Origin of the sequence: Pseudomonas sp. IPO3747 (assembly GCF_013385245.1) — a bacterium.
GTDB lineage: Bacteria > Pseudomonadota > Gammaproteobacteria > Pseudomonadales > Pseudomonadaceae > Aquipseudomonas > Aquipseudomonas edaphica.
The window spans coordinates 526,964-541,187 of the sequence record NZ_JACAQL010000022.1; the positions used below are offsets into that span (position 1 = coordinate 526,964).

Annotated in this window: 12 protein-coding genes; 11 read left to right on the plus strand and 1 reads right to left on the minus strand. The window is 61.6% G+C overall.

The genetic code is table 11. From position 1 onward, the window contains the following. The first annotated feature begins 19 nt into the window (after positions 1 to 19). From HX790_RS23830 to HX790_RS23855, 6 genes are all read left to right on the plus strand, one after another. Positions 20 to 1,153 (plus strand): FAD-dependent monooxygenase, encoded by a 1,134-nt coding sequence (locus HX790_RS23830; protein ID WP_017135474.1) that lies wholly within the window; start codon positions 20 to 22, stop codon positions 1,151 to 1,153. Continuing rightward, positions 1,150 to 1,950, plus strand: coding sequence for an alpha/beta fold hydrolase (locus tag HX790_RS23835; RefSeq protein ID WP_176992274.1), 801 nt, complete (start codon positions 1,150 to 1,152; stop codon positions 1,948 to 1,950). Before HX790_RS23830 ends, HX790_RS23835 begins: the two co-directional genes overlap by 4 nt. A gap of 10 nt (positions 1,951 to 1,960) precedes the next feature. Beyond that, a complete protein-coding gene (locus HX790_RS23840; RefSeq protein WP_169985885.1) occupies positions 1,961 to 2,713 on the plus strand; it encodes an Asp/Glu racemase in 753 nt (250 codons plus the stop codon). Positions 2,714 to 2,902: 189 nt separating this feature from the next. Next, positions 2,903 to 3,535: an N-carbamoylsarcosine amidohydrolase gene (locus HX790_RS23845; protein ID WP_138454287.1), complete on the plus strand. Its 633-nt coding sequence runs from the start codon at positions 2,903 to 2,905 to the stop codon at positions 3,533 to 3,535. A gap of 278 nt (positions 3,536 to 3,813) precedes the next feature. After that, positions 3,814 to 5,124 carry an MFS transporter gene (locus HX790_RS23850; RefSeq protein ID WP_017135470.1) on the plus strand — a complete coding sequence of 437 codons (1,311 nt, stop codon included), beginning with the start codon at positions 3,814 to 3,816 and terminating at the stop codon, positions 5,122 to 5,124. Positions 5,125 to 5,153: 29 nt separating this feature from the next. After that, positions 5,154 to 6,242, plus strand: a complete 1,089-nt coding sequence (locus HX790_RS23855; protein WP_017135469.1) for a nucleoside hydrolase — start codon at positions 5,154 to 5,156, stop codon at positions 6,240 to 6,242. Between the two features lie 107 nt (positions 6,243 to 6,349). Here the strand turns inward: HX790_RS23855 and HX790_RS23860 are convergent, their stop codons facing one another. Then, positions 6,350 to 7,717, minus strand: a complete 1,368-nt coding sequence (locus HX790_RS23860) for a PLP-dependent aminotransferase family protein (RefSeq protein WP_176992275.1) — start codon at positions 7,715 to 7,717, stop codon at positions 6,350 to 6,352. Positions 7,718 to 7,850: 133 nt separating this feature from the next. Here HX790_RS23860 and HX790_RS23865 point away from each other — a divergent pair, with 133 nt between their 5' ends. From HX790_RS23865 to HX790_RS23885, 5 genes are all read left to right on the plus strand, one after another. Beyond that, complete coding sequence (locus HX790_RS23865) at positions 7,851 to 8,327, plus strand: carboxymuconolactone decarboxylase family protein (protein WP_099549884.1); 477 nt, start codon at positions 7,851 to 7,853, stop codon at positions 8,325 to 8,327. After that, positions 8,317 to 8,760, plus strand: a complete 444-nt coding sequence (locus HX790_RS23870; protein WP_138453358.1) for a GNAT family N-acetyltransferase — start codon at positions 8,317 to 8,319, stop codon at positions 8,758 to 8,760. The genes HX790_RS23865 and HX790_RS23870 overlap by 11 nt, the downstream gene beginning before the upstream one ends. Further along, the gene (locus tag HX790_RS23875) at positions 8,757 to 9,350 is read left to right on the plus strand and encodes an FMN-dependent NADH-azoreductase (RefSeq protein ID WP_017135465.1); all 594 of its coding nucleotides are present in this window, start codon (positions 8,757 to 8,759) and stop codon (positions 9,348 to 9,350) included. The genes HX790_RS23870 and HX790_RS23875 overlap by 4 nt, the downstream gene beginning before the upstream one ends. Before the next feature lie 59 nt (positions 9,351 to 9,409). Beyond that, on the plus strand, positions 9,410 to 10,555 hold the full coding sequence (locus HX790_RS23880; protein ID WP_169985881.1) for a MalY/PatB family protein: 1,146 nt from the start codon (positions 9,410 to 9,412) through the stop codon (positions 10,553 to 10,555). Positions 10,556 to 10,649: 94 nt separating this feature from the next. Further along, positions 10,650 to 14,000, plus strand: coding sequence for a hypothetical protein (locus tag HX790_RS23885; protein ID WP_176992276.1), 3,351 nt, complete (start codon positions 10,650 to 10,652; stop codon positions 13,998 to 14,000). Positions 14,001 to 14,224 lie beyond the last annotated feature (224 nt).

The window sequence follows — 14,224 nt, forward strand, 5'->3', positions numbered from 1 at the left end:
AGAGAGAGGTTCACGCCCCATGGGAAGCACACAAAAAATCGCCATCGTCGGTGCCGGCCTGGGCGGCGCGGCGGCGGCAACACTGCTGCAGCAAGCCGGTTTCGATGTCGATATCTATGAACAGGCGCCGGAGTTTTCCCGCTTGGGTGCAGGCATCCACATGGGGCCTAACATCATGAAAATCTTCCGCCGCATGGGCATTGAAAAACAGCTGGACCTGATGGGCTCGCACCCCGAGCACTGGTTCAGCCGTTGCGGCGAAAGCGGTGACTACCTCTCGCGTATTCCACTCACCGGCTACGGCGCTTCCTACATCACCGTGCACCGTGGCGACTTGCATGCACTGCAGATGTCGACCCTCAAACCTGGCACCCTGCACTTCAACAAGCGCCTGGAAAACCTCGAAGAAACCGATACCCAAGTGCGCCTGACCTTTGCCGACGGCGAAGTGACCTACGCCGATATCGTGATCGGCGCCGACGGCATCAACTCCAGAATCCGTGAAGAGCTGCTCGGCGTGGAAAAACCGCTGTACAGCGGCTGGGTCGCGCACCGTGCGCTGATCCGTGGCGACCAGTTGGCCAAGTACGACTTGAAGTTCGAAGACTGCATCAAGTGGTGGACCGAGGACCGCCACATGATGGTCTACTACACCACCGGCAAGCGTGACGAGTACTACTACGTGACCGGCGTGCCCCATGCCGAATGGGACTTCCAGGGCGCGTTTGTCGACAGCAGCCGCGAAGAGATGTTTGACGCCTTCAAAGGCTACCACCCCACCGTGCAGGCGCTGATCGAGTCCACCGAAAGCGTGACCAAATGGCCGCTGCGCAACCGTAACCCGTTGCCGCTGTGGAGCCGTGGCCGCCTGGTGTTGCTGGGTGACGCCTGCCACCCGATGAAACCGCATATGGCCCAGGGTGCCGGCATGGCCATCGAAGACGCGGCCATGCTCACCCGCTGCTTGCAGGAAACCGGTATCAGCGACTACCGCACCGCCTTCCAGCTCTACGAAGCCAACCGCAAGGAACGTGCGTCCCGCGTACAAGCGGTGTCCAACGCCAACACCTGGCTGCGCACCCAGGAAGACCCGGCCTGGGTCTACGGTTATGACCTGTACGCCCAGGAACTGAAATCGGGGGTGGCCGCGTGAGTACCTTCCTGTATGGCGCCAATGTGCAAGCCAATGGTATTCGCCAGCACTACCTGCGCTACGGCGGCAAAGGCCCGGCGCTGATTTTGATCCCGGGCATCACCAGCCCGGCGATTACCTGGGGTTTTGTGGCTGAGCGTCTTGGCACCCGGTTCGACACTTACGTGCTGGATGTGCGCGGGCGCGGCTTGTCGTCCACAGGGCCGCAATTGGACTACAGCGCAGACACCTGCGCCGAGGACATTGGCGCGTTTGCCGATGCGCTTGAGCTGGATAGCTACCACCTGGTTGGCCATTCCATGGGCGCGCGGTTTGCCGTGCACAGCGCGGTCATGCACCCCCAGGGTGTAAACCGCGTGGTGCTGATCGACCCGCCAGTGTCCGGGCCTGGCCGCCGTGAATACCCGAGCAAGTTGCCATGGTACGTCGACTCGATCCGCCAATCGCGGGTCGGCATGGACGCTGACGCGATGCGCGCCTTCTGCGCCACCTGGACCGTCGAGCAACTGCAGCTGCGCGCCGAATGGCTGCACACCTGTTATGAGCCCGCCATCGTGCGTGCTTTCGATGACTTCCACACGGTCGACTTCCACCAGCACCTGCCCAAGCTCAAGGCCCCTGCCCTGTTGATGGTGGCCGGGCGCGGCGGCGTGATCCTGGATGAAGACATCGCCGAAATCCAGGACCTGCAGCCCGTTATCCAAGTCGCCCGTGTACCGAACGCCGGGCACATGATTCCGTGGGATGACCTTGAAGGCTTTTTTGCCGCCCTCGACGGCTTCCTCACACAAGAATAAGGGAACCACCATGCTCAAGCCTTACCGTATCGGCCAGATCGTGCCGAGTTCGAACACCACCATGGAAACCGAGATCCCGGCGATGCTTAACGCGCGCCAGGCGATCCGCCCCGAACGCTTTACCTTTCACTCCAGCCGCATGCGCATGAAGCAGGTGCGCAAGGAAGAACTGGCGGCCATGGACGGCGAGTCCGACCGCTGCGCCATCGAGCTGTCCGACGCCAAGGTCGACGTGCTGGGTTATGCCTGCCTGGTGGCGATCATGGCCATGGGCCTGGGTTATCACCGCAACTCCGAACAGCGCCTGCGTCAAGCCACCGCCGATAACGACGCCAACGCGCCGGTGATCACCAGCGCCGGCGCCTTGATCGAAGGCTTGAAAGTGATGGGCGCCAAGCGCATTGCCATCGTCGCGCCGTACATGAAGCCGCTGACCGAACTGGTGGTGAACTACATCCGCGAAGAAGGCTTTGACGTGGTGGACTGGCGCGCCCTGGAGATCCCCGACAACCTCGAAGTGGCGCGCCACGACCCGGCCAACCTGCCGGCCATCGTCGCCGGCATGAACCTGGAAGGGGTGGACGTGATCGTGCTCTCTGCCTGCGTGCAGATGCAGTCGCTGCCGGTGGTGGCCAAGGTTGAAGCGCAAACCGGCAAACCGGTGCTCACCGCCGCCATCGCCACCACCTACGCGATGCTCAAGGCCTTGGACCTGGAACCTATCGTGCCCGGTGCCGGTGCCTTGCTGTCCGGCGCTTACTGACACTTGTGGTGAATGAGCTTATGTGGCGAATGAGCTTGTTGTGGCGAGCGAGCTTGCTCGCGCTGGAGTGCGCAGCGCTCCCGCTTTTTTGGGGCCGCTTCGCAGCCCAGCGCGAGCAAGCTCGCTCGCCACATAAGCTCGCTCGCCACAACAAGCTCGCTCGCCACACAAAAATGAGGGGTTGAGAAGATGAACAACCAATCCGCCGACGCCAACTACCAGGGCGTCTGGGGCAATCGCATCGGCTTCGGCAAAAAATCTGCGCTGCTCATGATTGACTTCATGCAGGGCTACACCACCGAAGGCGCGCCGCTGTATGCCCCTGAAGTGGTGGTGGCCGTAGCTGAAAGTGTCGAATTGCTGGCCACCGCTCGCCGGCACGCAATTACGGTGGTGCACACCAATATCCGCTACCATCCCGGCCATTTCGCCGATGGTGGTATCTGGGTTAAGAAAGCCCCGGTGATGAAAGACATGGTCGAGGGCAACCCGCTCGCAGCGTTCTGCCTCGAGGTATTGCCCCAGGCGGATGAAGTGGTGATCACCAAACAGTACGCCAGCGCCTTCTTCGGCAGCAGCCTGGCCCCGATGCTGCACGCCCAGGGCATCGACACTGTGGTGCTGGCCGGCTGTTCCACCAGCGGCTGCATCCGCGCCACGGCCGTGGATGCGGTGCAGCATGGGTTTCGCACCATTGTCGTGCGCGAATGCGTCGGCGACCGACACCCGGCGCCCCATGCAGCCAACCTGTTCGACATCGACAGCAAGTATGGCGATGTCGTGAGCAAGCAGGAGGCGATGAGCAAGTTCAGGGAGCAATAAAGGTTACGAAGAACTGCGCCATAGAGCGCGGTCTTGCACAAAACTGTGAGCCGCCCCCGCCCAACGGTGGGAGCTGGCTTGCCTGCGATGACGGAGTGTCATGCAGCATAATTGTTGCTGATCCACCGCTATCGCAGGCAAGCCAGCTCCCACATTAAAAAGCCGGTGCAGCTTTCAGTCTTCTGACACTGCCTTTGGATGTCGCTTTTACAGCACTCCGAAGTGCTGGAAAAAAGCGGCTGTATAAAAACCATAAGTCACCGCCAGGAGACACCCCAATGCCCATTGCGAATGCAGCGCCCGCGACCACGGTCGCCGACCCCGTTACCACGCTCTACCACAAGATCACCTGGAAGCTGATTCCGTTCCTGTGTTTCTGCTACCTGGCCGCCTACCTGGACCGCATCAACATCGGCTTCGCCAAGTTGCAGATGCTCGACCAGTTACACTTCAGCGAAACCGCGTTCGGCCTCGGTGCCGGCTTGTTTTTCGTCGGCTATATCATCTTTGAGGTGCCCAGCAACCTGGTACTTGAACGAGTGGGCGCGAAGATCTGGATCGCGCGCATCATGATCACCTGGGGCCTGCTCTCGGCCTGCACCATGCTGGTCACCTCCACCACCCAGTTCTACATCCTGCGCTTTCTGCTCGGCGCCGCCGAAGCCGGCTTTTTGCCGGGGGTTTTGTATTACCTGACCACTTGGTTCCCGACGCACCGACGCGGGCGCATCATCGCGCTGTTCATGATCGGCCTGCCGCTGTCGAGCGTCATCGGCGGCCCGCTGTCGGGCTGGATCATGGGCCACTTCGACAACATGGGCGGCCTGCGTGGCTGGCAGTGGTTGTTCCTGATCGAAGCGGTGCCCAGCGTATTGCTCGGCGTGCTGACTTTCTGGGCGCTGCCCAACACCTTCCAACAGGCCAAATGGCTGTCGGACGAAGAAAAGGCCCTGCTGGAAAGCGAACTGCGCAAGGACGAAGCCGGCGCCACCGGCAGCAAGCACAGCTTCCGTGACGGCTTCTTCAACCTCAAAGTGTGGATGCTCGGCGGTATCGACTTCTCGATCCTGCTCAGCGCCTATGCCATGGGGTTCTGGATGCCGACCTTCATCCGCAATGCCGGGGTCACCGACACCTTCCATATCGGCGTGCTGACTGCATTGCCCAGCGTTGCGGCGCTGCTGGGCATGCTGCTGATCGGCGCCAGCTCCGACAAACACCGCGAACGCCGCTGGCACATCATCGTGCCGTTCTTCATCGGTGCGGCGGCCATGGCCACCAGCACGTTCTTTACCCACAGCGTGGTCGCCACCGTGTTGCTGTTCGCCATTGCCTCAGCCGCGATCATCGGCGCCGTGCCGGTGTTTTTCAGCCTGCCGGCAACCTTCCTCAAAGGCACCGCAGCGGCGACCGGCTTTGCCCTGGCCTGTTCGGTGGCGAATATCGCAGGCTTAGTGAGCAACTCGTTGATGGGAGTTGCCATCGACGTCACCGGCAGCAGTGCGGGTGCCTTGTGGTTTTTCGCCGGCTGCCTGATCCTCAGCAGCTTCCTGGTCATCGCCTTGCCGGCGAAACTGGTGAACCGTTAATAACAACAATTTTTTGCGGATGAATCACCATGCAAGGTTTTCTTAAAAGCTGCGCGTTGCTTGTCGCCGTCGGCCTGTGTGCCGGCACGGCACAGGCAGCGCAAACCGCGCCTGAAAAAGTCATCTTCGACACCGACTTCAACGTGCTCAATGATGACGGCCAGGCCTTTATCATGCTCGCGCAGTTGCACGCGCAAAAACGCATCGACCTGCTGGGCATGACCCTGGTCAGCGGCAATGCCTGGGTCGACCAGGAACAGGTCGACGCCCTCAAGGCCGTAGAGCGCATGGGCGTGGAAAAACAGGTCGGCGTCTACTCCGGCGCCGCCTACCCGTTGCTGCATGACTACGCCACCTACGAGGCAGAAAAAGCCCTGTTTGGTTCGGGCTGGCCGGGCGCGTTCAAACACCCGCGCCCGACTTCACCCGCGCAGCTGGTCGCGCCACCGGATGGCCTGGCCACCCACACCCAGCTGCGCAGTGAAACCGCCGCGCAGTTCATTGTGCAAAGCGTGCGGGCCAACCCGCACCAGGTGACCATTCTGGCCGTCGGCCCGCTGACCAACATCGCCCTGGCGATTCGCTCGGCGCCGGATATCGTGCCGCTGATCAAGCGCATCGTGTACATGGGCGGTGCCCTGGAGATTCCGGGCAACACCACGCCGGCGGCGGAATTCAACTGGTGGTTCGACCCGGAGGCCGCGAAGATTGTGTTGCGCTCACCCATCGAACACGTGATTTTCCCCAACGATGTGTGTGAGAAAGTCACCTTCGACAAGTCGGTGTACCAGCGCGTGATAGCCCACAAAGGTGCGATTGCCGATCTCTACAAGCACGAGTTCGGGCCGCTGTTCGACAAAGACCCGAGCTACCACAGCTTTACCTGGGACAGCTTGCCGGCGCTGTTTCTGGTGAGCCCGGAGATTGTCACTGAGTCTCGCGACCTGTGGGTGGATGTGGACGCCACGTTTGGCGCCGACTACGGCCGGGCGCTGGGCTACAAAAAAGGCGCGCCGGTGGGCACGCAAAAAGCCAAGGTGGTGTTTGGTGTCGACCAGCAAAAATTCTGGGATGGCTACGTCAACCTTGTAACCTTGCCAACACCCGTAAAACCCTGACGTTTTAAAGCTGAACACGATCTAAATGTGTGGGCGGGCTTGCCGTGGCGAGCAAGCTTGCTTGCGCTGGGGTGCGAAGCGCCCCCAAAAAAGCCGGCTCCCACACTTTACGGGTGACATGCCCGCAGTATCTGCAGCAGCCTCAATGCCAGTTCATTGGCCTGTGCGGCCGTCGCCACATTGGTAAAGCCCATCAACAACCCCTGCCCACCTCCCGGCTCAAGGGTCCACGCTGACAATGCGTTAACCGCCAACCCCGCCTCATTGGCTGCCATGGCAACTACCTGATCCGGAACAGGCACCCGCAACCGCGCCAACAGGTTAATCCCCCCGGCCTGTTCATCCACGCGTAAAAAATCCGCGCAATGGGCCTGTAACGCGGCGACCAAAAAGCCCCTTCGCAGCGCATACAACTGACGCATCTTTTTCAAGTGCCGGGTGAAATGGCCCTGCTCGAGAAAATCCGCCGCGGTCAGTTGCAACAACTGCGCACCGCGCTGCTGCAAGGCCTCGGCGCTGCGCCCAAACACCTCCACCAAGGCTGCCGGCACCACCAGATATCCCAGGCGCAAGCCCGGAAACAGCATTTTGCTGAAGCTCCCGGCATGGATCACTCGGTCGTGCACATCCTGGCTCTTGAGCGCCGCCAATGGCTGGCCCTGGTAGCGAAACTCGCTGTCGTAATCATCCTCCAGCACCCAACTGCCCTGCTTCTGCGCCCAGGCCAGCAAGGCCTGGCGGCGCGTCAGGCTCAACGCCACACCCAGCGGGCTCTGGTGGGCCGGCGTCACAATCGCCAGCCGTGCTTGCCGATCACGCTGAATGCCCTGCTCAACATCCAGCCCTTCACGGTCGACCGGTACCGGCACCAGCTCAACCCCTTGATGCCTCAATAACTGCCGCGCATGCACATAGCCCGGGTCTTCGTACCAGCAACGTTGCCCGGCCATTTGCAGTGCATCGCACAACAGCGTCAGGGAGCCGGCATACCCCGAACAGATAAATACCTGCTGGGGCGTACACTCCACGCCTCGGTACAACGCGAGATAGCTGGCAATCGCCACGCGTAACGCCTGGGCGCCGCGCACATCGCCCATGGCCAGGCTGTCGGCGTCGGTGCGGCGCACTTGCTGGGTGACCAGCCGTGCCCATAGCTTGCGCGGGAAGGCATCCAGCGCCGGCTGGCCCATTTGCAAGGCTGGCGGCGCCGATGTCGGCGGTGGTGCGACGGGCTGGGGCTTCATCGCCACCTGCGGCAATGTCCGCGCAATCACGGTGCCCGCCTGCCCACGCGCCTCAAAAAACCCCTCACTGACCAGCAACTGGTAAGCCGCCTCCACGGTCCCGCGGGCGATCTTGAGTTCCAGCGCCAGGCTGCGCACCGACGGCACCCGATCACCGGGGCCGAGTTGGCCCTGGTCGATGGCCAGCCGGAAGCGGCGGTAGATTTCCTGATATTTGGGCAATGACGACATCACAAGGGGGCTCGGCAGGACGACAAGGTGGAGTCTGATCATGTCCCAACCCACTTGTCCAATCATGCCCCTGTCGAGCAACCCGGCCACCACCGAAAATGGCGCATCTCTTAACGCAACCCAAGGATCACCCATGAAACACCGTCTCGATTACGGCAACGCCGCCCCCGCTGGTTACAAGGCCCTGGGCACCGTGCACAGCTATGTGCATGGCTGTGGCCTGGAGAAAGAACTGATTGAACTGGTGTACCTGCGGGTTTCGCAGCTCAACGGCTGCGCCTATTGCCTGGACTCCCATTCCCGCGGCCTGCTCAAGCAAGGCGCAAGCCTGGAAAAGATCATGCTGCTGGCCGCCTGGCGTGAAGCCTTGCCGTTGTTCACTGTGCGTGAACAAGCCGCCCTGGCCTGGGCCGAAGTGGTCACCCAGGTGGCGCAAACCCACGTGCCGGATGCCGACTACGCCGCCGTGGCAGCGGTGTTCAACGAGAAGGCAGTCGCCGACCTGACCCTGGCCATTTCCTTGATGAACGCCTTGAACCGCGTGGCCATCAGTTTTCGTAAAGTACCGGAGGCGATCAAGGCCCATCTGGAGAACCTTGATGAGCAATGAGCCCATTGAGTTCGCCCTGATGGAAACCGAGACCGACTGCCTCGCAAGCTTTGCCGTGATGCAGCAACTGCGCCCGCACCTGACCGACGCCGCCAGTTTCGCCGCGCAGGTTCAACGCCAGCGCCAGAACGGCTATCATCTGCTGGCCGCACGCGAACACGGCAAAGTCATTGGCCTGGCCGGCTACCGCCTGACGGAAAACACCCTGTACGGCAAGTTCATCTACGTCGATGACCTGGTGGTAGACGCCACCTTGCAGCGCCGACGCCTGGGCGAGCAGTTGCTCGACCGCGTCCGCGAAGAAACCCGCGCACGCGGTTATCGTTACCTGGTGCTGGACACCGGCCTGCATATGGCCCTGGCCCAGCGTTTCTATTTCCGCCAAGGCCTGCTGCCGCGAGGCATGCACTTTTCCCAGGACCTGAGCCAATGACCCGCGCCCTGCTCCTTAGCTTCAGCCCCCACGGCAAGGCCGCGCAGACCTTCAAGCTGGCCCGTGCCTTGCTCAACGACCTGGTGCCTGGCGCAGAGGTCATCGAACGCGACTACGGCAGCCAGGCGCTGGCGCCGCTGACCCGTGAATACGCGAATGCACTCACTACGCCTGGCGGCTTGAGTGGCAGCGCCACGGCGTTGTCGGAACAGCTGATCGTCGAACTGGAAGCCTGCGACCTGTTAATCGTCTGCACGCCGGTGCACAACTTCACCGTACCGGCGGCGCTCAAGGTCTGGATCGACCATGTGGTGCGCATCCATCGCAGCTTTACCATCAATGCGCAGTTCGAAAAAGTCGGCCTGCTCAAGGACCGCCGCACCTTCGTGCTGGTCAGCAGCGGCAATGCGCGCAAGGGGCATGAACCGGACTTTCTCACGCCTTACATGACCACCATCCTGTCTACGGTGGGCATCCACTCGGTGGATTTCGTCTACCTGGGCGCCATGGTGCGCGGTGAAGAAGCGGTCGCTCGGGCCGTGGAACAGGCACACCTGCAGCTATCGGCGGCAATCAGCACTGGCCTATAAAATTAATGGCGCTAGAATCAGCGCCATTCCTGCACCTGCCTCCCTGATACGAGCCACCCATGAGCTTTGATTTCGACACGATCCACCCCCGCCAAGGCACCGGCAGCACCAAGTGGAACCGTTACCCGCAAGACGTTCTGCCGATGTGGATCGCCGACATGGATATCGCCGCGCCACCCGCCGTCCTGCAAGCCCTGCACGCACGCCTCGACCAGCAGGTGCTCGGCTACAGCGTGGCTGGCGCGGATGTGCGCGAAGCCATCATCGCGGACCTGTGGGCCAAGTACGCCTGGCGCGTACAGCCTGAAGAGTTGCTGTTCCTGCCCGGTGTCGAGCCTGGTTTCAATATGGCCCTGCATGCGTTCGTACAGCCGGGCCAGCCCGTGGTGCTGCAAACCCCCAACTACCGGCCGATTCGCCTGGCACCGGGCCACTGGAACCTGCCGCGTATCGAAGTGCCGTTCGAGTTGATCAACGGCGAGTACATGACGCCCATGCCCGCCATGCGCCAGGCGCTGAAGGGTGCCGGTGCGCTGCTGCTGAGCAACCCGCACAACCCAGTGGGCAAGGTCTTTGCGCGTGAAGAACTGTTGGCCGTGGCCAACGCCTGCGTGGAGAACGGTGCACTGATCATCAGTGACGAAATCCACGCCGAGCTGTGCTTTGACGGCCGTCGCCATATTCCCACCGCCAGCCTCAGCCCCGAGATCGCCCAACGCACCATCACCCTGATGTCGGCGAGCAAGGCCTATAACGTCGCCGGCCTGAAGACTTGCTTTGCCGTGGTGCAAAATGCCGAGGTGCGCGAGCGCTTCAACAATGCCCGCTGCGGCATGGTCGACAGCGTCAGCCCGTTGGGCCTGGAAGCCACCCGCGCCGCCTACAGCCAGTGCAGCGAATGGCTGGATGCGCTGGTGCAGTACCTGCAAGCCAACCGCGACTACCTGCTGCACGCCGTGCAAACCCGTTTGCCCGGCGTGGTGATGCACGCGCCACAAGGCACCTACCTGGCCTGGCTGGATTGCAGCGCCCTGGGCCTTGCCGACCCGCAGCAGTTCTTCCTGGAGCAGGCCAGGGTCGGCCTGAGCGCAGGCATCGAATTCGGCGATGACAGCCAGCAATTCGTGCGCCTGAACTTCGGTTGCCCACGATCGATGCTCGAAGAGGGTTTGCAGCGCATGGAACGTGCACTGCGTCACCGCTAAAACGCATTTCACAACGTTTCGCAACGAGTGCCGAACCCCTGCTGTTACTGTTTTTGCCGACCCGTCCCACCGGCAACAGCAGGAGTTCCATGGCATGTCGACCCAGCCGCTTGATCGCTCGTCCGAGCCCAAAAGCCTTCCGCGCACTCTATCAACATCGGGCGAAGCATTTGCTGTGCTGCTCAAGAACAGCGCCCATAAAAAAGTCGAACCCCATGACAAGTCGCCATCGGGGCTCGATGCGAGCAAAAAAGACGGTTATGAACTCGCGGCCAAAGACGCCACGCCGCCTGCTGCCCTGGCCGACTACAAGGCCATCGGCCCGCCCGATGAAGTGGGTCCTGGGTTGATTCGTTATGAAACCCAGGACGGCAAGAAGATCATCGTCAGCGAGCACGACAGCCCGGAGCTGTTCAAGCAGGTCAGCCAGGACTTCAAGTCGCTCTCTGGCGTGGTCGCCAGCCAGAACGCCGGTTATCAGAGCCTGGGCGCCGAGGGCACAGCGCCGGGTGCATTGGCCGATTACAAAGCCCTCGGCCCGCCCGATGAAACCGGCCCTGGCGTGATCCGCTACGAGACCCAGGACGGCGGCAAGTTCGTGATCAGCCAGCGTGACAACCCCGAGGCTTTCCAAAAGGCCAAGGAAGCTTATGAAAGTTTCTCCGGCCTCTCCAGCAGTGAAGATGCCGGTTACCGTCGCGCCACCGACAACGAAGTATGGCCACCCTACGGCGGCACTGCGGTAGGCCCGGTGGACGAAGTGGGTCCCGGGCTGATCCGCTACGAAAGCAACGGCGAAAAAGTCGTCGTCGCCCGTGAAGACAACCCCAAGTTGTTCGACTACCTGGCGGGCCTTAACACGGTGTACTCCGACCCCGGCAAAAAAGCCGTGATTGAAGGCGAACTGAACAACGGTGCAGCCCTGGCCGACGCCAACACGCCCGTGCCCGGGCTCAACGACTACAAGAACTTCAGCTGGAACAACGACCAGAAAGACAGCGTCCTCACCTACGAACTGCAGGATGGCACCAAGGTGGTGGTGTCTGCCGACGTCAGCCCCGAGCTGTTCAAAAGCGTGGCCACGGCGAACGATACCTGGGCCAAGATCCACACCAGTGAAGACGCCGGGTACAAACTGGCCGGGCCGAATGACTTCCTGAAAAACACCGACATCACTTTCGGCTCTCCCGATGAGCTGGGCGACGGCCTGATCCGCTATGAAACCAGCGAAGGCAAGGTCATCGTCTCCAAGGAACTGAGCCCACAGCTCTATGATGACGTGCTGGCCAAATGGGAAGCCTTCAGCGCCAGCTCCATCGACGACACCCGCGCCAAGCACAACCTGCCCAAGGCCGGTGACCTGGATGTGTTGAACATGGACACCGGCGTGCATTCGGACCCCAAGGACGACAAGTCGCCGACCATGAGCGTCAGTGAGTTGGCCACCACCCAACTGATCGACACCTACCGCGCCGGCGTCAAGGACGGCTCGATCCCCAAGGATGACCCACGGGCCAAGCTGGTGCGCGCCCTCGAAGCCCAGGCTGCCTACCAGAACGGCCATGGTATCACCGGCTATGAAGAAGCCAAACGCCCGTTCAACACTACTTGGCGCGAGTCGGATGACAAGCAAACCGAGCTGAGCGCGGCCGACATGCACGACATCATCGACGGCAAGGCCGTGCAAAAGCAGATCGGCGAGCTGTTCAACGACCCGACCATCCAGGCTGACTACAAGTCGAAAATGGACGACGCGCTCAACAAGTTGCCCAACAAGGATGAGGTCAAGCAGAAGCTGCTCGATCTCACCGCCAACCCCGACTACGTGCTGTACCTCAAAGACCTGCAAAACCAGGGCAAGTCCAGCGACGCGCAAAAGGACTTGAGTGACACCCTCACCTCGCTGTCGCTGTTCGACCCCGAAGCCGCCAGCAAGGCCGCGCAAAATATCCAGGCCGACGGCTTGACCACCGACCTTAATGCGATCCTCTCGGACCCGAGCAAAATCTCCGACGACAACAAGGAGCTGGCGACCAAAGACTTGTTCGGCCTGCTCAAGGGCGTGCTCAAGGGCAACCTGCTCGACCTGCCGCGCCGCACCCAGGAAACCCTGGAGAAGTTCCTCAACGAGGGGCTGCAAGGCAAGGAGAAATCGGCCGGTGTCACCAAGGCCCTGGAAGAACTCGGCGAGGTCTACAAGAACAGCGGCACCATCAGCGAAGCCGACGTCAAAAAGGCCCTGAGCAAACCCTATATTGCGGTAGCGGATCGCGGCATGCTCGGTGAGGTGTTCAACACCCTTAACAGCAAAGGCATCCTGGGCTCCCTTGGCGCGGGTGTGACGCTGTTTTCGGCGATTTACCAACTGGTGGGCAAAGGCGGCAAACTCGGCGAAACCCCGGCGCAGCGCATGAGCATCGCCAAGGACTTCCTGAGTTTTGCCGGTGGTTCCAGCCACTTCGTGCGCCTGGGTGACAAGATCGGCGAGACCCTGGGCAAGGGCGGCCTGGTGGACTTCCTGGGCCTGGACAAAACCTTGCCGGAAATCTGGGGCAAGGAAGGCGTGACCGGCAAAATGCTGGATTTTGGCCCCGGCGGCGAGATCGACGCCAAGGTCAGCAAGGAAATCTCCGCGGCGCTGGATGCGGTGCCTGACAGTCAGTACGACGGCATCGGCAAGTTGTTTGGCGAAGGCGATACGGCGGTCAAGCAAGCCACCGATGGCCTGGCCACGCACCTGGATGACGGCCTGGCTGCCGCCGGTGCGGCCAAGTTGGGCGCGTCCAAGTCTGCGAAAATCGCCGGTTCCGTGATCAAGGTGCTCGGCCCGGCCACGGACATCGTCGGAGGGTTTGCCGATATCGTGCTCGGCGCCTTGGCGATCAAGAGCGGCGTCGACAGCAAAGACCCGCTGGCTCAGGCCGCCGGTGGCCTGCAAGTAGCCGGGGGCGCGTTCGGTGCCTCGGCCGGGGTCCTCGGGGCGGCGGCACTGTTTGGCGCAGGCACCGCAGCGGCATTGACCGGGCCGCTGTTTCTGGTCGGCGTGGTGCTGGCGGTGGTGGGCGGGATCATCGGCTACTTTGTCGACCACAACAAAAAGCAGAAGGCCACCAACGCGGAAAACGATTGGTATCGCGGCTTGGCCAACGACGGTTTATTGCAAAACGACTGGGCGGAAAAGGTCGAGTACGCCCACTACGAAATCCACCACTATCACGGCCGCGACACGCCGACCGATGACAGCATCTTTCGCTTCCAGCAATCGGAATGGCAGCACTTTGAGGAGACGCCGAGCAAAGGTGGCTCCTCGAGCAATCGGCTGGATGGGGATTTGCACAAGCACTACGAAGACCCAAACACACCGCCAAAGAACCTGCCCAGCGATGCGCCACCGGACAAACCGCAGCCGCACCCGCCGGGCGGTGGTGGGCCGCGCATCAACTGATGCATTGAGCAGGCTCCCACACATCAATGTGGGAGCTGGTTAATGTGGGAGCTGGCTTGCCTGCGATGCAGACACCTCGGTGTGTCAGGTACACAGAGTTGATGGCATCGCAGCGGTGCGACGATTCGACAAGCCAGCTCCCACATTAGTCCGAGTATGGCTTTGCTGTTGCAGTGGCCCTTACATCCTTTTCGATGACGAAGTCAGCGGTCTTTTGATCTGTG

Coding starts and splice junctions, on each gene's coding strand:
- HX790_RS23880 (WP_169985881.1), top strand. CDS start 9,410: ATGAGCTTTGATTTCGACACGATCCACCCCCGCCAAGGCACCGGCAGC.
- HX790_RS23845 (WP_138454287.1), top strand. CDS start 2,903: ATGAACAACCAATCCGCCGACGCCAACTACCAGGGCGTCTGGGGCAAT.
- HX790_RS23885 (WP_176992276.1), top strand. CDS start 10,650: ATGTCGACCCAGCCGCTTGATCGCTCGTCCGAGCCCAAAAGCCTTCCG.
- HX790_RS23830 (WP_017135474.1), top strand. CDS start 20: ATGGGAAGCACACAAAAAATCGCCATCGTCGGTGCCGGCCTGGGCGGC.
- HX790_RS23860 (WP_176992275.1), bottom strand. CDS start 7,717: ATGTCGTCATTGCCCAAATATCAGGAAATCTACCGCCGCTTCCGGCTG.
- HX790_RS23840 (WP_169985885.1), top strand. CDS start 1,961: ATGCTCAAGCCTTACCGTATCGGCCAGATCGTGCCGAGTTCGAACACC.
- HX790_RS23855 (WP_017135469.1), top strand. CDS start 5,154: ATGCAAGGTTTTCTTAAAAGCTGCGCGTTGCTTGTCGCCGTCGGCCTG.
- HX790_RS23875 (WP_017135465.1), top strand. CDS start 8,757: ATGACCCGCGCCCTGCTCCTTAGCTTCAGCCCCCACGGCAAGGCCGCG.
- HX790_RS23870 (WP_138453358.1), top strand. CDS start 8,317: ATGAGCAATGAGCCCATTGAGTTCGCCCTGATGGAAACCGAGACCGAC.
- HX790_RS23865 (WP_099549884.1), top strand. CDS start 7,851: ATGAAACACCGTCTCGATTACGGCAACGCCGCCCCCGCTGGTTACAAG.
- HX790_RS23850 (WP_017135470.1), top strand. CDS start 3,814: ATGCCCATTGCGAATGCAGCGCCCGCGACCACGGTCGCCGACCCCGTT.